The organism is Paenibacillus sp. E222 (assembly GCF_013401555.1).
Taxonomy (GTDB): domain Bacteria; phylum Bacillota; class Bacilli; order Paenibacillales; family Paenibacillaceae; genus Paenibacillus.
The window spans coordinates 3,931,127-3,953,702 of sequence record NZ_CP058552.1 but is presented as its reverse complement, the minus strand read 5'-3'; the positions used below and the strand labels follow the sequence as shown (position 1 = coordinate 3,953,702).

The window sequence follows — 22,576 nt, the reverse complement described above, 5'->3', positions numbered from 1 at the left end:
TCATGCTCCCCCTTCTTAACTTGCAACTAAAAAAATGCCTGAAATGCAAACAGATGTTTTCTTATCCTTGTCCATTTTAATTCAAGATATCCCGTTTCGTAAAGACAATGAATGACACAAAGAGTGAAGCAATGCCCCAAACACTAAGCACAATAAGGGAAAAACCTAAATTCATCCCTTCGATTGGTGGCAATCCGCCAGACAAATAATTCGGAAGTTCGAGGTTAACCATAAACAAATATTTGGCTGACTGCCAGGATGCCGCCATACTGGTGAGAATAGTTCCTGCTATGAGTGCTGCCATCATGATGACAATACTTGCTGCTGTACTTCGCACTAATACAGAGACCATGAAGGCAAGCATCGCCACAATGATACTGACAAACCAGATCAGCCCTGCCTGCATTAGCATATACAACCACTGGTCCACAGCATGGACTGCTGACATATCGACATCTGTACCCACAACCTTGAATCCGGTAAAGATCGGCATACCGAAACCTTTATATCCGAATACCGCTCCCGAGATGACATAACAGATAACGTACGCTGACACCACAATAATCGACACGAACATAATCAACGTGATGAGCTTACTCAGCAACACTTTCCAACGTTTGACGGGACGGGTCAGAAGCATTTTAATCGTACCTGTGGTGCGCTCACCAGATACCAGATCCGAAGCAATCGCCATAATGAGCAGTGGGATAAACAATCCAACTGCGTTATTCATGAATTCCCGCGTAAAAGTTACACCACCAGGCTCCTTCGGATTGATGTCATTCTCCAGATAGTATTGCATTTGCTGGATGTACACAGTCCTGTACTTTTTGTACTCTTCAGGTACCCGGTCACTGCCAAGCGAGTTCTGATTATCCGTAATGGCTTGTTGCAGTTCAAGCCGCCAGTCGCCGCCAAACTTGTCACGATTATTTTCCGCAGATTTCATCTGGGCATACGTAAACATCGGAACCAGGACCGCGAGCACGATAAAAATAATATAAAGACGTTTTTTCTTTACCATCTTGATCGTTTCGTTTCGGATCAGCGGCATGATGTTACTCAATGGATTCACCTTCTGTCATTTTTAAGAATAGCTGTTCCAGCGTAGGCTGAATCCGCTGCACTCCTTCAACCTGAATTCCGGCTTGCACCATTTGCTGGACTAAGGCGGGAATCCGATCTTCATGCATTTCAGCAACGACCGCATTCAGACCAAGCCCTGCAACAATGGTATCGTCCATAACATCCGCAGGCCGATCCACCAGGGAAACACCTGCATTCAACAGCATTTTTTTACCTTCCTCCAACGGAGTAACATGCCATATTGCCAATTTGGAATGGTCTTCAATCAGTTCATTGACGCCGCCAACTGCAAGCACGCGCCCGGCACTGATAATTGCCACCCTGTCACAAAGAAGCTGGATCTCGCTGAGCAAATGACTACTGACGAATACTGCCATGCCTTCGCTTGCAAGCTGTTTGATAAAGACACGAAGTTCCTTAATCCCTTTGGGATCAAGTCCGTTCGTTGGCTCATCCAGAATCAGCAGCCGTGGGCGACCAAGCAATGCCTGTGCAATGCCAAGTCGTTGACGCATCCCCAGAGAGTAGGTTCTTACTTTATCATGAATCCGCTGATCGAGACGTACAATATCCACAACTTCCTGAATACGGTCATTATCTACACCGGGCTGCATACGGGCAAAATGCTCAAGATTCTCCCATCCGGTCAAATACGTGTACACTTCCGGGTTTTCAACAATGGAACCGACGTATTTCAAGGCCCGTTCAGGATCACGATTGACATCATATCCGCAGACTTGAATTTTGCCTTCTGTCGGTTTAATCAGATCGACTAACATCCGGATGGTAGTTGTTTTCCCGGCACCATTGGGCCCCAGAAAACCGAAAATTTCACCTGGTTTAACATCAAAAGTGACATCCTTAATGATCCATTTGCGTCCAATCTTTTTCTTCAGATGATGCACGGACAATACGGAATCAGTCTGTTCTTGTGCCATTTATTTTCCGCTCCCTTCTGCTGGAGTCCCTGCCTGATATTCCTGTGCAATCCGAACCGCAATCTGCTCGTAGCCTTCTCCATTGGGATGAAAATGATCTGACGACAAATACTGTCCCAGGTGATTTTCAAACAGATCAAATGTAGGCACAAGTGTCATCTTGTCCTCGTTGTTCAGAACCTTCATTGCAGCATCGTTCCATGCAGCTACAACCGCATTTCCTGGCTCTTTGAGTTCTTTCACATCCCCAAACGGATTGTATAGCCCTATGTAGGCAATCTGTGCATCAGGGTTAATTTCTTTCACTTTCTTCAAAATCTCCTGCAAACGCTTCGACGTCTCCGGTAACGCCGCAGCAAGTGTTTCTGCCGTTGGCGCGTCTTCTCCCTGGAGAACCTGTCCACCCTGGAACAGATCATTGGCTCCGATCGACAACAGTATAAAGTTGGATTGCTGTAAGACATAACGTACGCCCTGTTCATCTAACTTGTTCAACAATGCGTCTGTTCTCAAACCATTCACACCCATATTGTTCAGCACCTGCACATCATATCCCTGATCTTTGAGCAAATTACCTGCCCGTCTTACAAATCCAAGCCCTTCGTCATCCCCTGTACCTCTTGCCAGGGAATCACCAATCACAGCCATTCGAATTTTGCCATCATTCACCGCAGGCTTTGATTGTCCGTTTTCCTTGGCAGGTGACGTTGTTTGCTGTCCTGTACCTAATTGGGCATCTCCCTCAGGAAAAATAACGTCTTTAATGGCGTATCCAAATCCAAATAACAGCAGTAATGTTGTTAATATGGATACTGTACTAATGGTTCTCCAGATCCATGGCGCTGAATCAAGATTTCTTTTTTTCATTCATCACATCTCCGCTCATGTACACCTGGCCGGGTACTTAAAATTTAAAATGATTTTACATTAAGATGACGCTTTTTCTAAATAACATAAATGTTCTGTCGTTAATTTGCAAATTTTGCCGCTATATAAGTAGAATTCAATATTAAATATGCTTCTACAAAAAAAAGCTATGTCACACACAGCTTCAAGCTGTGATGACATAACCTTTTTTTGAACTAAAATCAGAATTTTCTTCAATAAGATTAATTATTTGCCGATAAATTCTTGAGCCCAATATCCGTTATAGTATCCAACACCGATTTTTGTGAAGTTTTTGTTCAGGATATTCGCACGGTGACCTTCGCTATTCATCCAGGCAGTAACAACCTCTTGAGGTGTTTTTTGCCCTTTTGCGATATTCTCGCCAGCATAGCTGTAAGTTACTCCGAATTGTTTCATCATGTCAAACGGAGAACCATAAGTCGGTGATTGGTGATCAAAATAATTGTTGTTGCTCATATCTTTAACTTTGGCTACAGCCACTTTGTCCAACAGAGCATCGGAAGCCAATGCGCTCAGGCCAGCTTTGGCACGCTCAGCATTCACAAGTTTTACGACTTGAACTGCAAAATCCGATTGTGTGCTCTCGCTGCCACTGTTGCCTGTGTTGCCTGTAGTTGTTCCAGTTCCAGTTCCACTATTTGAAGGATCTTTGGCTGGTGTAGTTGCCGGTTTCTCTTCTTGAGTTGGTTTTGCTGGTGTTGTCGGTTGAGCTGGCTTCGTAGTTTGATCAGGCTGTGCTGCAGGCTTCTCTACTGTTGTTTGCCCTTCGCCAGTGGATACAGTGTAACCATTATCTTTCAGCCATTGTTCAATGTACGCTTTTAAGCTTTCCGCACTCGTAATTTTATACGTTGTAGTTTTAGTAGTTGTTTTATATGATGCATCTGCAGCTGAAGCGGAAGCAGGGAGCATAACCCCTACGGCGAGTACGGCTGTCAGACTGCTGGTTACGACGGTTTTCATCCATTTCTTCTTCAAATTCATTCATCTCCTTAGAAATATTAGTTATGACAACTTTGTAATTAATACTCTTGGAGTATATCAATTGAATAGTAGATTGTGAACCCATAAATTATGGAAAAGTAACTTTTTTGTCATTTTTCAACCTGTTTCAAAGGGGTTTGGACGGTTTATAGTACATTGCACCATATCCTGCAACTTGCTCTTAAAACGCTGGTATATCAGCCAAAATCGCAACCATCAACCTTAAAATACGGCATAAAAAAATGGCATCCGGACAAGAAATGCTCGCCGAATGCCACTTAGCTTCTATTTATCATTCACCACACCAAAAACGTGAAGATCGCGATATAATAAAACTCTTTTTCTATAGAAGGACTTTACTGAAACGATAGCCTCTCTTCTGGAAACCAATATGCTCGTAGAAAGAATAGGTTGTTGAAGTCACTTCACGGTTCGCTCCGGTGACAAACAATTGTTTCCCACCTTGCTGTCTGCCCCAATCCTCAGCACGAGCCATCAGACGACGGCCAATTCCGCCCCCACGATGTTCTTGCCCTACAATCAAGGACGTAATTTGGGCGGCAGGTTCCGGATAGGCATGACTTTGCACACATTGCAAGCCAATCACACCAATAATCTGTTCATCCACTTCGGCAACAAGCATGCATGCGTTTGGATTGCTTTCCAAGCATTCAATGCGCTCTTTCATGACATTGGCTGTTGTCGGATAGCTAACCTCTCGCATCAGTCCCGTTACCGCTTCAGCATCTCGCAGTTCACACTCTCGGATCATCAGTACAGGGGCCTCAACATTATTGGACATGATTTACCTCCACTTTCAGCATATTAGCGGCTTGTACCGCTGTTTTACGAGCTTCTTCCACATCTTGGCCGGCACTTAACGCTACGGCCATTCGGCGTCCCACTTTGGTCTCAGGTTTGCCAAATACACGAACCTGAGTACGAGGAAGCGCCAGTGCTTCTTCAATCCCGCCTACAGTAAAGTCAGATGTTTCATCATTAGCCTTCAGCGTTGCTGAAGCTCCCGGTGTCAGTAAATGTACATCTGTGACCGGAAAACCAAGAATTGCACGCACATGCAGCGCAAACTCGGAACTATCTTGCGTGACCATGGTTACCATACCTGTATCATGCGGACGAGGCGATACCTCGCTGAACACAACTCCATCTGATGTCAGGAATAATTCAACCCCGAACAGTCCATAACCACCGAGTTCATCGGTAACCAACTTGGCAATATGACAAGCTTGCTCCCATTGCTCCGGTGTCATCGCGTGAGGCTGCCACGATTCGACATAATCCCCATCTTTCTGAATATGACCGATCGGAGGACAAAATACAGTCCCTGAGACAGATCTAACCGTGAGCAGCGTAATTTCGCTGTCAAACTTCACAAAGCTTTCCACAATGACACGTACGGATTTGCCACGTGCTCCAGAAAGAGCAATGTTCCAGCAATTCTCTACGTCATCCGGTGTGCGGCATACACTCTGCCCTTTACCGGAAGAACTCATTAGTGGTTTGATGACGCATGGTGTACCCAATTCACGAACAGCTTCCTGAAGTTGTTCCAGGTTGTCCGCAAAAAGATAGGCCGCTGTCGGAAGGTTCAATTGTTCGGCTGCCAGACGGCGGATGCCTTCGCGATCCATCGTCAAACGAGCAGCACGGGCCGTAGGAACGACACAAAATCCTTCTTCCTCAAGCTCGAGTAAAGCTTCTGTTGCGATTGCTTCAATCTCAGGTACGATGTAATGAGGTTGTTCCTTTCGGATCAATTGCTTCAAAGCTTCGGCATTTAACATGTCGATGCAGTAAGACCGATGTGCAACCTGCATGGCAGGTGCGTTTTCGTAGCGATCAACAGCGATCGTCTCTACTCCCAGTCGCTGGGCCTCAATAACGACCTCTTTTCCCAATTCTCCGCTGCCCAGTAGCAGCATTTTTTTGGCTTGAGCCGAAAATGGAGCACCCCACATGTTCTTTCCAATCCTCCCAAAGAGAAATCTTCTATATCTATCTCTCTATTTTCGGGGTTTTGGTTAAAGATTGCAAGAGTGCTCCCTATTTTTCTTGTGAATTTTACAAGATTTTTTGTGTTTTTTCGATCAATTTTTACAAAAATCTGTATTGAGCTTCTATTAACCCATTATAAACTCCTTGTTTCTGGATAAGTTGCTCATGGTTTCCTTCTTCCTTGATTTCACCATGATCCAGCACGATAATGTTATCCGCATTTCGGATCGTGGAGAGACGGTGGGCCACCATAAAGGAAGTTCTTCCTTTCAGCAGCACTTTCAAAGCCTCCTGAATTTTGAGCTCCGTTTCGGTGTCGATGCTGGCAGTCGCTTCATCCAAAATCAAGATTCGAGGGTCAGCCAGCAAGGCACGGGCAAAGGATAACAATTGCCTTTGGCCCATGGATAATACATTCCCGCGTTCTTCAACTTCCGTATCATATCCACCCGGCAGCTTCATAATAAATTCATGGGCATTAACAGCCTTCGCAGCTTCTTCCACTTCTTCATCGGTTGCATCCAGTCGTCCAAAACGAATATTATCGCGAATGGTGCCAGAGAAGATAAACGTATCCTGCAGCACAATACTGATCTGGCTGCGCAGACTTTCAACCGTTACATCCCTTACATCCTGACCATCAATGGTGAGACGTCCGCCAGAGATGTCATAGAACCGGCTGATCAGATTGATAATGGTACTTTTACCTGAACCCGTATGACCTACAAGGGCAATCGATTGTCCGGCACCTGCAGCAAAACTGATTCCCTTCAGCGCCTGTCTGCCCTTCTCATATTCAAACACGACATTGTCGAATACGATATCTCCTTTAATAGAAGCAAGCGGCTTGGCTCCAGGTTTATCTGCAATACTCGGCTCTTCATCCATAAACTCGAAGATCCGTTCGGAGGAAGCCATGGCTACGAGCAATTGATTGTACATCTGTCCCAGACGGTTGATCGGGTCCCAGAAGTTGCCGACATAGTTGGCAAAGGCTACAAGCAATCCGATTGTCAGCTGCCCCTCTTGAATCAGATAAGCACCAAACCAGAACAGGATTAACGTTCCAAAGCCGCCCGTAATTTCAATCAGAGGACCAAAGCCCTGGTTCATGGCCGATGCTCTGTCCCATGATTTTTTGCTCGACAGATTCATGTTGTCAAAATACTTCATGTTTTCTTTTTCCTGCGTATACGCCTGAGTCACACGAATCCCCTGAATGGATTCATTCAAGTGGGAATTAATACGGGAGTTCTTCATGCGTACATCCTGCCAGGCCCGGCGGATCAGCACACGCAGTTTGGTCGAAATAATAAACATGAGCGGAACCGTAATAATGACCGCGAGGCCCAGTTTCCAGTTGATCAGCAGCAAAATGACGATAATACCGAGCAGCTGCACACAGTCAATCATGACGTTGACCGCACCGTTAGTGAACAAATCCTGCAGGGAGTTGATATCATTGGTGACACGCACCAGCACCGAGCCCGCAGGTCTTTTGTCAAAGAAGTTAAAGGACAGCTTCTGGATATGTTTGAACAGATCCGAGCGAAGATCGTAAATGACCCGTTGCCCGATAACGTTCGTCAATTTGATTCGGTACGTATTAGCCGCCCATTGAATCAGATACAACACAAGCACAGAACCAGCAATAATATAAAGCATCGTTAAGCTTGGCAACCCCGTTGCAGGTGCAATCGCTTTATCAATCGCCAAACTGATCAAAAATGGAACGGACAATTTCGTAATGGTACCCAAAATCATCATTAGAATAATGAGTGGCAAAAGTTGTCTTGCATAAGGTTTCATGTACGAGAACAAACGTCCGAACTCACGCCAGTTAAACGGTTTTTCAATTATTTCGTCGTCCTGATATACAAAACGTTCATTCATTTTCTTGTCAGAGGTCTCTTTGACCTCGCGCCTGTCGGCTACCGTTTCGGCACTCATGAATTCACCTGCTCCCCAGCCTCTCGCTTACCGCGGGCAATATAATCTGCGTATTGAATCTCATATACGTCCCGGTAAGGCCCAGGCTCTTCAATAAGACGTTTGTGTGTGCCACGTTGAACGACCCGTCCTTCATCCAGCACCAGTATCTCATCTGCGTGACGCAGGGAAGAGATCCGATGCGCAATGATAAACGTCGTTCTGCCACGCATGACTTCCTGGAATCCAGATTGAATTTCATGTTCAGTTTCCATGTCGACTGCACTGGTTGCATCGTCCAGAACGAGAATTTTCGGATTCTTGAGCAAAGCCCTTGCAATTGCAATCCGCTGTTTCTGTCCTCCCGACAAACCCATTCCACGCTCCCCTACAACCGTATCGTATCCTTCAGGGAATTCCATGATAAAATCATGGGCTTTCGCCAGTTTAGCGGCACGGATAATTTCGTCCATTGTTACATTTTTGAGTCCATATGAAATGTTGTTGCGAATGCTGGATGAGAACAGGAACGTTTCCTGGAACACAGAAGCAATCTGACTCCGCAGGCTGCGAATGCCAATATCCTTAATATTTTTGCCGTCCAGCTTGATGGTGCCCGAGTTCACGTTGTATGCACGCATCAGGAGCTGAATAATAGTTGATTTACCCGAGCCTGTTCCTCCCAGGAAGCCTATGACAGAGCCTGGTGGGGCATCAAAGTTAATATCAGTCACTGCCGGCATTTTATTGCCGTAGGCAAAGGTAACGGACTCGAAGGTCACATGCCCTTTGACTTGATCTGCTTCTACAATGACTGGATCTTCTGTCTCTTGTACATCTACCGGCGTATTCAAAAGTTCCAACACCCGTTCACCCGATGCTTTGGATTGCGTATAGTTGTTGATATGGAATCCAAGGTTCCACATTGGACCGATTATGTACCAGATCAAACTGAAAAAGGCAACGAGTTCACCGAGTGTTAACGTTTTCTGAATAACCATGTTTCCACCAATGAGGAGCAGAAGAACTACGCTGACCGAAGCGAGAATCTCCATGATCGGAAAATATTGACTCCATAAGGTTGCTGCATGAATCTGGTTCGTTTTGTAACGCTCGTTGCGGACGGAAAACTTCTCCACTTCGTGAGGCTCACGTGCAAATGACTTTACAGTACGTACACCTGTAATATTCTCCTGTACTGCTGTCGTCAAAGAGCTGAGTGCCAGCCGCATTTCTTGGAACGCAGGGTGAATTCGTGATTCGAATCTCAGCGCAACGAAGGCAAGCAGAGGAATACATATGAGCGTTAGCAAGGTAAGCTTCCAACTCATGGTCATCATCATGATTGCGCCGAATACGACCATCAGAACCATGTTGAGAATTTGAGCGAAGCCAAATCCGATAAAGTTGCGGATCGCTTCGAGATCTCCCGTGAGGCGGGACATCAAGTCTCCCGTTTTGGCCGTGTCGTAATACCGGAAGGATAAAAATTGAAGCTTTTCGTAACAAGCGTTACGAAGTCGGTAAGCCAGGAAGTTTCCGAGACGCCCTCCAAAAAGACCGTGTAAAAATTGCATTCCCGCTTTCAAAATAACGACACCTAATACCGTTAAAGCAAGTTTGGGAACGTCTTCAAAATTGCGCGGAGTGATGACGTCATCAATCAGTATCCTTAGCAGGTTCGGATACACCAGCCCAAGCGCGGTCGCTATGGCGAGGCATAAGATCGATAAAAATAAATACGTGCGCTTCTCCCAGAAAAAGATCTGCAATTGCCTGAGAACATCCATGTCTCTCCTCCTCTTATATCGTTCAAAAACAGTATGAACATTTATGAAGTTTATCACCGTCCCCCATTCGCGGCAAAGCGAATAAGCGACCATATTCAGGCTACTTTCACCTTAATGCGTCATTAAGGGAGGTAGATACCCTCCTATCAATCAAATGTTTGAATATTCTCTTCCTTTCAGGTTGTTCGTACCAAAAAAGGCTCCCTGTATGCCTTTACAGGCAGGGGCCTTTTTGGGTACAACGACAACATTTCAACATATCGCTGTATAACTCATTTTGTTTTAAAACCGTTTCCATACATACATGGATTTGAATCCCTTTTATTCACGTTCGATCTGCCCCAGTTGTACAGCCAGACCCTCCCATTCTTCGGCAGGGATTCCACTGGTCAGCGTCTCGTGAAGGGCACTCACGGCCTCCTCAAGTCTCTCTTCCAATTGACGAGAATGATGCCGCAAAGACTGCCCAAGCTGGTTGTCATAGAATTGAACCAGCTTATTCTCCGCGTCAGGCAGAACATCGATCACCATCTGTTTAATTATGGGGTCAAGTGCCTCCTGCAGCCGCTGTCGTCCATCTCCTTCGAAGAACTGCTTCGGATTACGGAAATAACTCAGATATGCTTTCCAACCTGAAGGTTCTTCCAGACGCACCTCTTCCAGGACAGGTGTACTCCAGCGTTCGTTCAGCGGCAACGACAGATCCATACCTCCGGACACTCGTTTCAATTCATCTACACAATCGGTCACTTGCTTGTGCAGCCAAGTCTGACCCGCCTGTTCAAGTCTGAGTGTAGTGGCAAGCAGTTCCTGCTCCAGTTCAATGGCGATCATGCGCAGCAATTCACGACCACAGGCTGCGAATGCTGCTTTCAGATTCCCGCGATCCTCGCGAAGAACGGATGGATGGAACGCTTCAGCCATGAACAGACCAAAACGGTAGCCCAGGCGCTGCCGCACATGGAAGAGCAGTTCAGCCGTTTCCTGAGCCAGTTCTGCCTTCATGGACCGTTCCGCGAGCAAATGTACCCTCTGAAGGGACTGTTCCTGGATGGAGCCCAGCTCATCCCGGCGTCGCTGTAGAACCTCTTCCCCCTGAGTCGCATCCTCGGCACGTGTCTTCAGTCGTTTGATCACCCGTGCGATCTCTTCAGAAGCTCCACCAACCGCAAGGTCCGCAAGCTCACTTCCTGCAAACCGGTTAAATTCTTCCTCGAACCGAATGAAGCCGGATTGCTCCAATAATGTCGCATCGTTGCCCGTCTTGCCTTCCAATGCCAGCATGCTGGATACAGGAAAGAGACGTGGTGCCCGAATGCCATTACTGCGCAGCTGCGTGCTCACATGGTCCAGAACCTGCTCCAACTCCTCTTCAGAGGAAGACAAATCACTCGCATTAACTACAAAGAACATCTGATCCATCGCCGAGCTGTCTTTCACACGTCCCAATTGATTCAGGAACTGTCGGTCTCCCTGAGAGAAGGCATGATTGTAGTACGTTACGAAAATGAGTGCATCCGCATTCTTCATATAATTGAAAGTGACACCCGTATGACGGGCATTCACGGAGTCAGCCCCTGGCGTATCTACAAGGACAATGCCTTGTTCTGTCACATCACAACTGTAGTACAGGTCAATACTGTCGACAAAACAAGATTTCTTTTCATTCGCGACAAAGTTACGATATCCGTTCAGATCCACCAGCACATCCTGGCCGAGTTGAGCTGCGGTATCCTCCCAGCCTGCTGCGGCTGCCTGCAAAAAGCTGTAATGCGGACGCCCTGCCGGATGCACATCCTGTGGTGAAAGGGCTTTGACGCGTTTTTGCCAGTCTGCCCCAGGCTCGCCCAGTCCAAGCAAGCGGAAGGAGTACGCGAGATCCTCCTGGAAGGCGTCCGGGGTCTTCATCCGGACCCGGGCAGTTCCATGCTCCGCGCCACCGGAAGGAGCCATGATCCGGTTAATGGCCGCTGTCGTTGGATGCGGCGAGACCGGTAACACAGCTTCGCCCAGCAACGCGTTGGCGAAGGAGGACTTGCCGGCGCTGAACGCTCCGAACAGCGCCAGCGTAAACGTGCCGCCCTCAAGCGAAGCCGCGCGGGCACGCAGATCCCGTACCGCCGACCCCATGGCGGGGTACGGCTCTACCAGCGCAGCGGCGGCTTCCAGCCGTGCCGCCGCTGCGTCCAGGCGCCGGCGGCGCTGTGCGCCAGCCGCCGGCTGCCCAGGCACCGCCGCTTTGCGCGGCGGCGGTGCCCCTGGAGTCTGTGGCTGCGCAGCCACAGACTCCGCCGTGCCCGTGTGCGGGCCGGGTGCTTCACCCGGCTCGTGCGCGGGCACGGGCGGGCCCTGCACCTCCGGCAACAGCCCGGAGGTGAGGGGGCCCGCAGGCGCCAGCAGGCTGCGCAGCCCTGCTGCCTCGGCGTCGGCGGCGCGCTGCAGCGCCGTGTAGCGCGCCGCCGACGCGGATTGCGCCATCAGCGCTGCGCGGCTGGCGTCCAGCGCCTGGAGCGCGGCTTCGCCCTGCGCGCCAAGCGCTTCAAGCAAGCGGTCGGCCAGCATCATGGCCGACCTGCGGTAACGGGCCTCAATCTCGCCCCGTATATCTTTGCTGAATTGAAGCACATACTCGGGAGATACTTCTGCGCTAGTGCTCCGTTTCATCTCCAGCAGTGCTTCATCTACCGCAGGCAGCTCCGCGTTCAGCGCCTGCTCCCATTCAGCGCCCCACAGCTGGTGGGCTTCACCCAGCTGTCTGAGCATGGTACGGATATGTACCTCTACCTGTCCTGAGGCCTGATCCTGCAACAGTCTCACAAGCTCAGCGGCCCGACGCTGTTTCTCCTGCTCTGTCTTGCCACCAGAGAACAATAAACCTACCCGAAAACCGGGTTTACGGCTCTCCAAATAAGCCGCAGCAGAGGCACGAATATCAGCCGGGGTCAGGTTCGCATTCGCCAGAAGGGATTCCAGTTCCGCCCGAAACTTCTCCCGTTCACGCGATGGTTTGGAACGAAGTTCGGCTTCCTGTTGATCCAGCAGACCCAACTCCCGTTCCAGGCGTTCGATACCTTCCTTGCCCCCAACTTCCTCCAGGAGCGCTGTCTCTTCCTCTTCGCGTTCTTCCGCCTGTCTTGTCAGATGCTGCTCCGTCACATGGCTCGCAGAGCTCGCAAGGCTGTGCTTGATTAACCCTTCCTTCTCCTTCATCATATGTTCAATCAGTTGAGGAAGCTGCTGCCACTGGCTGTAACGATGCTCCTTGTCGCGAAGTGAAGTAAACAGCAGACCATCATACCGAACTTCCCAGGCAGCAAAAATAGCTTCTACACCTTCAACATATTGGTCAAACGAAAGCTCCCGTTCCCGATGTTTATCAATCTGGTTTACGATCAGAAACAACGGTTTGCCCCAATCCGATAGACTTTTGGCAAAAGAAAGATTGCTTTCCGATTGCACATGGTTATAATCCATCACATAGAACACCACATCGGCAAGATGCAGTGCTGAATGGGTTGCAAGGCTGTGCCCCTGATCGGTCGAATCCACGCCTGGCGTATCAAGTAATACCGCATCATCTTTCAGTAAGGGAATGTCATCCCATACTTCAATGGAGGTATATGCCCCACCATTCTTGCAATACTCTTCCAATTGTTCTGGCGAAACCTCAAGTACTCCCGCTGAATTGTCAGCGCTTACGTTCGATGACGTATAAATAAGTGCTCTCGGCTCACCGTTGCGGATGGATACAACATTCGCACTTGTAGGTACAGGACTCGAAGGCAGAACCCGCTTGCCGCATAAACTATTAATTAGACTCGATTTGCCTGCCGAGAAGTGTCCACAAAACGCAATCGTTAACTGTTTCATTTCCGCCTTACTGATCAAATCCGTTAAAGCCTGTACAGCTGTATGGTCCCCTGTCTGCTCCATCGCTTCTCGCAGTGGAAGCAGAGGTTTAGCCATCTCTACTGGGTAATCTGTTCTGGACATGACTGGCCTTCCCCCTGGCTCCTCTAATTTGACATCTGGTCCGATGTCTTTATCTTATAATTCATTTATTTTACCATTATCAAGTTTGAAATTGAACGGTTGGAATTCTCCACATAAAAAAATAAAACCGATGCTGTCGGTTTTATCTGTGAAACGATTGGATACCATAAGCTTGCTGCGTCCATGCCCCATGGATCACCTTCAAAAGGATAACCTGTGACATAGAAGCAGCACATCTTATTATTTCAAATCTCTTAAGAAACAGCGTTCTCCATCGAAGGCAGCAAAATTTCAAATACTTGTCCATGCTGCAAAATCGTAATGTTACGACCTTTGTCTCTCATGACAACCACTTCTGGTTTCGTGGACATACGCTCCAGATAATGTTCAGGCACATCGCCAGAATGGCTTACAGTGATACCTTCTACTTCTTTTTCTTCGTTCTCAGCCATTTCCTGTTCAACGATTTGTTCGAAAATATCGGAGAAGGCCTCAAAATTGTCAGTGTACACGGAAATGCATTTCATGATTACTCATCCTCTTCTGCTCATTAATTTATTTTTCGTTTTGGGGTTATGGCACGTTCCTTATCTTTCCTGATTTGGGACGTTTTCATACGCTTTTTACCTTCTCTGCATATGTCCAGCAATGGACAGACATGACATTGAGGGTTTTGTGCCTTGCAATGGTAGCGTCCAAAAAATATGATCCGGTGATGGGTTAAAGTCCACTCATCCCGGGGTACGCGCTTCATTAGTTTTTTCTCGACCTCAAGTACGGAATCATCCCAACCTGCCAGTGCCAACCTTTTGGATACACGTTCAACATGCGTATCCACCGCAATCGCCGGGACTCCAAATGCATTGGATACAACGACATTTGCCGTTTTCCGCCCGACACCAGGGAGCGTCACAAGCTGATCATGTTCCTGCGGTACATCACCGCCATACTGCTCTATTAAAATTCGGCACATGTTCTGAATATGCTTGGCCTTGTTTCGGTACAAGCCGATACGCCGGATATCCTGCTCCAGCTCTTCGAGAGGAACAGACAGATAATCGGCAGGACTGGTGTACTTTTTGAACAAGTCTGCGGTTACCTTGTTTACCGTTTCGTCGGTGCACTGGGCAGACAACAGGACGGCTACAGTCAATTCAAACGCGTTGCTGTGATTTAATTCGCAATGTGCATCAGGAAACATTGCTTCCATTGTATCGAGTATATGCCTAACAGTGGCTGCATTCATGAAGAGCTACCTCCCACAAAATGACTCCACGCGGTGGAGCCTTACTTCGAAGCTTCTTTCGAGTACTTTGCGGGGACCCCAAAAATCTTGCAAAAAAAACGTCCTGATGCGGGAAAGATCCCGCATCAAGACGGTCATTCTTTTGATCCTCGAAAAGAAACGATTACTGTTTTTGTATCTCCAGTACAACGTTGTTCAGGAGATACAATACAATATTATCATTATCTTTGAGAGATTGCACGCTTAAAGTGTTGTCACCCTGGTGAACAAATGCGCCTGTACCCAGTGCAAAACGATAATTCGTGTCCGATGTGGACTCACGTTTAACCAAAATTTGGTTACCAACTCCATCATAAGACCAGAACTGTTTGCTCATGACTGTCAACACTCTGAAACGGGTGGAATTATCCGTATCCTTCGTCATTTCAACACGATCACCTACAGTAAGACTGCCAAGAGTAGTTAATGTAGATCCCGATTTGACCACTTTTACAGAACCACTAACAGGAACCGTCTCACTTTGACCATTAAACAGTTTCAGTGTAACTGACGAAGCATCAACAGATGTAACCTCCGCAAGCGTACGTTTAACAACTTGAACCGCTTTAGGCGTCGTTCCCTCAAATGTAACGTTAATCAGGTTGCCGGCTGTCAACTGCGAGACCGTAATAGTCTGACCGCTTTCCCCTGTCAGTACCGCTTGATCAACGTAGAACTGACTTGTCAGCGAATCCGATTTCACACGAACACGACCATTGGTCTCTACAGAGACTACTTCAAATTGAGCCACGGTGTTCAAAGCCACTTTTTGCACATAGTCCTGATTCGAACCCAGCGTAACTGTGACACTGTCACCGATCTTCAGATCACTCAGACTTGCTCCAGATTTGTTGTAGATCTCGATGGTTGGAACTGTAGAGTACGGTACTGTTACCGTCTGGCTTCCGGACAACAAACTGATTTTTCTGCCCGCAGTATCGATGCTGCTAATTGTGCCTTCGTATTTGTAGATCACTTTAACGGATAACGCACGAGTTCCCACATACGTCAGATCCAATTTGCGGCCATCATTCAACAAAGGCTCCAACCCAGCAAGTGTAGGCTTCGATGTGTTGTAGTCCAGCTTCGTTTTGTCATCGAGCGTGAACACAAACGGTTTTTTATTGCTGTCGAGAATCGTCAATACTTTTGTTTTGCTGTTGTAGGATACAACGGAAACCCCGTTCATTGGCTCCATCTGACGTCCGATCACTTGAATGCGCGTCACACGATCTTCAGAATTTAACGTAAGCTCAACCTGATCCCCATTGGTTGCATCCGAAATCAGATCATTCAGCGTAGCATCCTGGATTCCATTAATTACGACTTCCGGCTTCTCTGCTAGCAGCTTCGCTTCCAATGATCCACCTTCACGTTTAAACGTCAGTGTCGATTGGTTACCACCGACCTCCACCAGTGTACCGCGTAAAGACTGCTCTACACCTTGCGACAATTCGATCGTTTGCAGGATGCTGTCTTTCACCGTATACTTCACTGCACTTCCCGCTTTGAGCTCGGCCAGGGAAAGGATTCGGTCCTGGTAACGAATGATCAGATTATCGTTGTAGGTATATTGCTCTGTAGTTCCGGCAGCATTGGTAAGCTTGATCGTTTTGGCAGCAGTCGTTACTTCCGCAACAACGCCACTATCACTTTTGTTGACAATACCGGACTTCACACGAATAACAACTGTCTTTTTGTCAGCAGAGAACGTCTCACGCTGTACTTCAATGGTGCTGTCTGCTGTTATATCAGACAGTTTGATTGCATTTCCGTTTTGATCGATAAATGCCGTTGCCTCATCATAGCCGTACGTTTCATAATTCTCGCCTACAAACAAGCCAATTTTATTCCCTGACAATGAACGGGCAAACGTACCTTCAACGCTTTCTACCTGTGGTGTAGCATCAACCACTTCGACATAGGAAGCCGTACCGGTAGTACCTACAATCTGAACTTTTGTATACAGCTTCACATCCGCAGACGATGCACGGGATTCACTGTCTTTTGTAAAGTAAGGTGTACTGCTGTTCACTGCGAAGTTGACAGCTTTTCCGTCCACAACCAGCGTGATCTGCCCATCTTTTAATCCAGTTACATAACCCGTGGATGTGTTCGCATACTTCGTATCCGTTAACGTTTCGCCACGGCTGAAGAATGTAGCGAGTTGGGCACGCGTTACAGAGCCAGTTGGATTAAATTTGTTGCCATCTACACCTTTGGCCAGATCCAGGCTTACAGCCAGATTGATGTACCCTTTGCCACTTTCGGAAATACTATCATTATCAGCAAATCCGGTAGATTGGTTGTTTTGCGCCTTCGCTTCAGCATCTTTGTTCAACGAACGGATCAGCAATTTCGTAATCCATTCACGTGATGCTGGTTTCTGTCCCCATGATGTTTTCGATACATCCACAGTGGATTCTTCCGTTTTATCAATGAGTCCCAGTTGAAGCGCCAAAGCGACATATGGCTTGAAATAGTTTCCCACTTCCATATTTGTCGGTAATGCCGTAGCCGTGCTGTCGTTCAACTGGTTCTCCTTGTTCATAAAACGGATCGCCATCGTCACAGCTTCCTGCTGCGTTACCGCGTCTCCCGGACGGAACAGGCCGTTGTTACCGAGAAGAATACCTTGATAGGCCAGCTTGTACACATGTTTCTCAGCCCAGTATCCGACCTTGATATCACTGAACAAACCGGTTGGTGCAGCTGTATTGCTTACAGTTGCAGTCTGGCCTTGCCCCGTATCTGTTGATTCTGCTGCCATGGCAGCTCCGCCGGCGCTAAGGGCCATCATGCCTGCAAGCACGGCTGAAACTACTTTTTTAGAGTGTGATGGATTGTTATATTTAAAAGTCACCTGTGATTCCCCTCTCTCATGTAAAACGGCCGATATTCCGCAGATTCACGGTAAAACAACATGCTGTACAACCTATTCGGATCGTGTCATTGGATGCTCAAGATCCACATGTCCCATCAAACTCTCGGATTTCTGGCCGTCTACCAGCAAATCAAGCGATTTGACTTCATCAAACTGGAAGAACGTTTGCTTCAAAGCATCAATGGCAAATACTTCACCACCTGCACCAAGACGTGCTGTATCCGGCATATGGATATCCAAGGTAAGCGCACCGTCTTTGAACTGAACAGATTTCAATTCAATTTCTTTCGCCCAAAGCGGAACAAGTTTATCGTCCTTGCTTTGTTGCAGCGCTGCAAATGCAGCCTTGTACTTGGCATCATCCGAAGCGTAAGTAATATCTGCCGTTGCTTTGTGCAATTCCAACTCTTCCAGATCTGTGTAGTACACATCAATGGTTTTCTTCTCATTACCTTCGGATGTTCCAGGCTTCTCTGAAGTAGTTCCACCCGATGGAGTCGTTGTACCCTCCGTAGTGCCTTCTGTTGTACCCGGTGTCGTTGTCGTTGTATCCTCCGGATCCACGGTTACAGGTTCAGTAATATCCGTCTCATTCTGATTCTCAGACGCATTATTCTCTGTTCCCGCACCTTGAGTCTGATTTGGAGCTGGAGCAGCTGTTGGCTTGCTTCCACATCCAGCAGCAACTGTCATAACCGTTACCAGCAGCGCTGCAATCCATAATTTTTTGTTCATTCTAACTCCGCCTCCTGATCATAAGGGTTGAACCCTTATTTAATTCCCAGATACTCCTTGATCCCTGCAACAATCCCTTTGGCTACACTGTTCTGGAAACTTTCAGTGAACAATGCCGCTTCATCACTCTTGTTGCTCAGGAAACCAGCTTCCAGCAAAACAGCCGGCATCGTTGTTTCACGGGTTACGTGGAGACTTGCCGTTTTTACTCCGCGGTCCTTCAGACCAGATGATTGCAGAAGGTACTTGTGCATCACCGAAGCCAATGCCTTGCTATTCGAACGGGTGTAATACGTCTCCACACCGTTTGCCGCTGCAGACCCGCTGTTCGCATGAATGGAAATAAAGATATCCGCCTTCAATTTTTCTGCGATCTTTACTCGTTCACTCAAAGCCAAAAATGTATCATCGCTGCGCGTCAGCACAACGTCAATGTTAGATTCTTTTTTCAGCAATGCTTCTACTTTCAGAGCCATTGCCAGATTGAAGTCTTTTTCCTTCTTGCCGGTTACACCGATGGCTCCCGGGTCCTGATCACCATGTCCAGCGTCTACAACAACAACTTTTTTGCCATTGTTTCCAACAGGAGGTTGCGGCGTTGTAGTGCCTTCTTTGTTCAGATCAATCATAACCAGACCGGAGTCACTTTGCACGTCATAACCTTTGGCAGTGCTCAGATCAATGACAAAACGAAGAGTAGAAGGACTATTGCTGTACAAGGAATAACGAATCTTCGATACATCCGGATATCCACTCACTACAAGCTGTCCATTCTGGTTGCTGTCCAGAGCTTGTCCTTCACTGAAAGAATCAGCGAATGCGGTATTTGGCAAGTCTATAACGATTCGATCCGGTCCTGTCATCGTGAAGACGTTCGGCTTCGTATTTCCGCTTGTTGCAATCAAAAAGCGGTTGTCACTGAAGCTGATGCCGTTCACCAGTACAAGACCCTCCTGATCCGATCCTCCACCATCATTACCAGAGTTCGGAGGAGTGGTTGTCCCGTTTCCGGAACCTGAATTCTGGGTAACTAATGTTACCGTCTTCGTTGTATTGTTCCAACCCACCTTAAGGCCCATTTGCTCACCAATGAACCTTAAAGGCACAAGTGTAGTTCCATTTTTCACGAGTGGCGGGGCATCCAGGTTCACGTTACTGCCGTTCACCGTTGCCGTCTTCTGTCCAACAATCATCTGCATGGCAGTGTTGTCTTTGCTAATAGTCACGGTGCTTGTTGCCTGTTTCCAGTCCACACCATATCCCAGGCTCTCCGAAATAACCCGAATCGGAACCATCACTTTGCTATTGATGATTTCCGCTTTGGCATCCGAAGGCTGCACAATTTCTTTCCCATCTAGGATAATATGCGTATCTGCTGCTGCATGACTATAGCCCGGGAAAACGAGCCCAAAGACAAATAACAGTACCAAAAAACCGAACTTCTTCATCCTTCACCCCTACCATTCTCATATTTTTTTGCCGCATGTTGTGAACCTTCAGCTCCGACTGACCACTGAGGCATTACCAGACACCTATTAGACGCCTCTCACTCTCAAAAGTTGCGAATATATTCCAACATAACAGAAAAAAAACGTTGTCAAATCAAGCTTTTTCTACATTTTATTGTCTGTATTTTTCCTTAATTATCAATTATGCATCTCGAAACAACGCACTAGCCTGACCTTCATATTTGCGCACGATCCACATTAAAGACCCAAATATTCAACAATTCCGTCTACGATGGCCTGTGCACATTTGTCCTGATAATCTTCAGTCAGCATCATTGCCTCATCAGCTGGATTACTCAGGAATCCAAGTTCAAGCAGAACTGCGGGCATCGTTGTTTCACGGGTTACATGCAGACTTGCCGTTTTGACTCCCCGGTCCTTAAATCCCGTAATCGGCAACACATGCTTGTGCAAAATGTCGGCCAATTCCTTACTTTCCTTACGACTGTACAACGTTTCAATTCCATTAGGAACAGGCGTTGTAAACTTGTTTCCATGGATCGACACAAAAATATCCGCCTGATTCAGTTGGGCGATATCCACACGCTGCTGCAGGGATAATTCCGTATCGTCCTGCCTTGTAATCACCGTCTGAATCTCCGTATGCTGTTGCAAAAGTGCCTGAACTTTGAGTCCCACAGCCAAATTAAAGTCCTTTTCATAGGCACCTGTCACACTGACGGCTCCCGACTGTCGTCCGCCATGTCCTGGATCGATAATGACAACCTTTTTGCCATCATTGGTTGGCACAGCAGGCTGACTTGTTGGTTCTCCATTACTCGCCGCAAGGTCAACGAGCAACACGTTGTTCTCGCCCAGTGACCATTTGGCTGTCGCCACCTGACTCAGATCAAGGACCACACGCACCGTTGAAGGCGTTTGGCTGAACATTGCATATCGCACCTTGGAAACCAGCGATGAATCCGTAACCAGAAGAGTCCCACTGCCATCCGGATTGGAAGCCTGTCCCTGGATGAACTCCTTGGCAAACGTGGTGCCGGGCAGATCTACGATAATACGATCAGGTTCGCTAAGACTGGAAACCTTCGGTGTGATTTTCCCGTTCGTCGCCAGGATCAGACGATCCCCGCCGAAGCTGATGCTTTGAAGCTTTGACAGACCATCCGGTTCAGGAGCTTCCACTGGGTCATTTTCACTTTCCGTACCGGCTACAGGAGGAATGCTAGATAGGCTAACTGTCTTGGTTCCATTGTCCCATCCCACCTGAAGGCCCATGCCTTCACCAACAAAACGTAACGGAACCAGTGTAGTCCCCTGTTTAATTAGAGGCGGAGAATCGAGACTCACCCGATTTCCATTCACGGTGGCCGCATCTTCGCCTGCCGTCATCTGGATACTGCTGTTGCCTTTGAGAATACGAACCGTCTGGGTAGCTTTCTCCCATTTCACCTGATAACCGAGGTTTTCCGAGACGATCCGAATGGGCACCATCACGATTTTGCCAGTATTCTCGGCCGGAGCTCCCGACGGCTGATTAATGGTCACACCGTCCAGCACAATCGAGGGAGACGAATCGGCATTTGCCATGACAGGAAATAAACATAGGAACAGAAAAACAAAGACTGCTGCCGACCATTTCTTCATACATCTACCACCATTCTGTTTGTCTTTTGAACCTTCGACCTGATTCGCTGTGGTGCAACACTCGACTCTATCTACCCTTCCATAATCTACTAATCAGTTTATCAGATATTGTCACTTCATCCGGTTACAACGTTGTCATATTTAGTCGGATTATCCTGCAATTCGAAGACAAATCGCTTCATTGCCAAATGCAAAAAAACCTCCAATTCGATCCAAGGAACGGTGAAGTTCCCTGCATGATTGGAGGTTAGATATACGAACTACAGATGAAAGATTAGACTGAGGCCGTTTGTCCAAACAGCTTTGCCGCGTGGCGCTGTTCATAAGCGGTAATTTCATCATCATGCTGGAGTGTCAGGCCAATATCATCCAGGCCTTGCAACAGGAACTGACGACGGTGCTCATCCAGATCAAAATCAATATGCAATCCGAGCGCATCTGTAATCGTTTTGTTTTCCAGATTGACATTCAGTTCATAACCTTCATGAGTCGCTGTACGCTGGAACAGATCTTCTACCTGCTCTTCCGACAGTTTGATTGGCAAAATGCCGTTTTTGAAGCAGTTATTGTAGAAAATATCCGCATACGATGGTGCAATTACACAACGGAATCCGTAATCCATAATCGCCCATGGTGCGTGCTCACGAGAAGATCCACAACCAAAGTTAGCGCGTGAGATCAGAATGGATGCTCCTTCGTAGCGAGGTTTATTCATTTCGAAAGAAGGATTGTTGTTGCCCTCTTCGTCAAAACGCCATTCATAGAACAAAAATTGTCCAAATCCGGTCCGTTCGATCCGTTTCAAAAATTGTTTTGGAATGATTGCATCTGTATCTACATTGACCCGGTCTACAGGTGCAACGATGCCTTGCAGTGTTTTGAATTCATCCATATCATTCGTTCTCCCTTCAATC

At 47.4% G+C, this 22,576-nt stretch carries 16 protein-coding genes; all 16 read right to left on the bottom strand.

What is annotated here, in order from left to right; translation table 11 throughout:
- Positions 1-76 precede the first annotated feature (76 nt).
- The gene (locus HW560_RS17855) at positions 77-1,066 is read right to left on the bottom strand and encodes an ABC transporter permease (protein ID WP_063563174.1); all 990 of its coding nucleotides are present in this window, start codon (positions 1,064-1,066) and stop codon (positions 77-79) included.
- Positions 1,059-2,024, bottom strand: coding sequence for an ABC transporter ATP-binding protein (locus HW560_RS17850; RefSeq protein WP_179264084.1), 966 nt, complete (start codon positions 2,022-2,024; stop codon positions 1,059-1,061). The genes HW560_RS17855 and HW560_RS17850 overlap by 8 nt, the downstream gene beginning before the upstream one ends.
- Positions 2,025-2,891 (bottom strand): GDSL-type esterase/lipase family protein, encoded by an 867-nt coding sequence (locus tag HW560_RS17845; RefSeq protein WP_090900415.1) that lies wholly within the window; start codon positions 2,889-2,891, stop codon positions 2,025-2,027.
- 246 nt (positions 2,892-3,137) lie between these two features.
- Positions 3,138-3,911: a CAP domain-containing protein gene (locus tag HW560_RS17840; protein ID WP_257031353.1), complete on the bottom strand. Its 774-nt coding sequence runs from the start codon at positions 3,909-3,911 to the stop codon at positions 3,138-3,140.
- 349 nt (positions 3,912-4,260) lie between these two features.
- A complete protein-coding gene (locus HW560_RS17835; RefSeq protein ID WP_062328403.1) occupies positions 4,261-4,719 on the bottom strand; it encodes a GNAT family N-acetyltransferase in 459 nt (152 codons plus the stop codon).
- Positions 4,709-5,896, bottom strand: a complete 1,188-nt coding sequence (gene purT, locus HW560_RS17830) for a formate-dependent phosphoribosylglycinamide formyltransferase (protein WP_090900421.1) — start codon at positions 5,894-5,896, stop codon at positions 4,709-4,711. Before purT ends, HW560_RS17835 begins: the two co-directional genes overlap by 11 nt.
- Positions 5,897-6,032: 136 nt before the next feature.
- The gene (locus tag HW560_RS17825; protein WP_090900424.1) at positions 6,033-7,883 is read right to left on the bottom strand and encodes an ABC transporter ATP-binding protein; all 1,851 of its coding nucleotides are present in this window, start codon (positions 7,881-7,883) and stop codon (positions 6,033-6,035) included.
- Positions 7,880-9,652 carry an ABC transporter ATP-binding protein gene (locus HW560_RS17820; RefSeq protein ID WP_179264081.1) on the bottom strand — a complete coding sequence of 591 codons (1,773 nt, stop codon included), beginning with the start codon at positions 9,650-9,652 and terminating at the stop codon, positions 7,880-7,882. Before HW560_RS17820 ends, HW560_RS17825 begins: the two co-directional genes overlap by 4 nt.
- A gap of 321 nt (positions 9,653-9,973) precedes the next feature.
- Positions 9,974-13,645: a dynamin family protein gene (locus HW560_RS17815; RefSeq protein WP_179264079.1), complete on the bottom strand. Its 3,672-nt coding sequence runs from the start codon at positions 13,643-13,645 to the stop codon at positions 9,974-9,976.
- Positions 13,646-13,899: 254 nt separating this feature from the next.
- A complete protein-coding gene (locus tag HW560_RS17810) occupies positions 13,900-14,172 on the bottom strand; it encodes an NAD/NADP transhydrogenase alpha subunit (protein WP_090900431.1) in 273 nt (90 codons plus the stop codon).
- Between the two features lie 23 nt (positions 14,173-14,195).
- The gene (gene nth / locus HW560_RS17805; RefSeq protein WP_179264077.1) at positions 14,196-14,891 is read right to left on the bottom strand and encodes an endonuclease III; all 696 of its coding nucleotides are present in this window, start codon (positions 14,889-14,891) and stop codon (positions 14,196-14,198) included.
- 163 nt (positions 14,892-15,054) lie between these two features.
- Complete coding sequence (locus HW560_RS17800) at positions 15,055-17,793, bottom strand: S-layer homology domain-containing protein (RefSeq protein ID WP_179264075.1); 2,739 nt, start codon at positions 17,791-17,793, stop codon at positions 15,055-15,057.
- Positions 17,794-17,865: 72 nt separating this feature from the next.
- Positions 17,866-18,549, bottom strand: a complete 684-nt coding sequence (locus HW560_RS17795; protein ID WP_090900439.1) for a GerMN domain-containing protein — start codon at positions 18,547-18,549, stop codon at positions 17,866-17,868.
- A gap of 35 nt (positions 18,550-18,584) precedes the next feature.
- The gene (locus tag HW560_RS17790) at positions 18,585-19,997 is read right to left on the bottom strand and encodes an N-acetylmuramoyl-L-alanine amidase family protein (protein WP_179264073.1); all 1,413 of its coding nucleotides are present in this window, start codon (positions 19,995-19,997) and stop codon (positions 18,585-18,587) included.
- Between the two features lie 258 nt (positions 19,998-20,255).
- A complete protein-coding gene (locus tag HW560_RS17785) occupies positions 20,256-21,662 on the bottom strand; it encodes an N-acetylmuramoyl-L-alanine amidase family protein (protein ID WP_179264071.1) in 1,407 nt (468 codons plus the stop codon).
- A 274-nt stretch (positions 21,663-21,936) separates the two neighbouring features.
- Entirely contained in the window at positions 21,937-22,554 is a 618-nt protein-coding gene (gene leuD, locus HW560_RS17780) for a 3-isopropylmalate dehydratase small subunit (RefSeq protein ID WP_090900448.1), read from the bottom strand.
- Between the last annotated feature and the right edge of the window lie 22 nt (positions 22,555-22,576).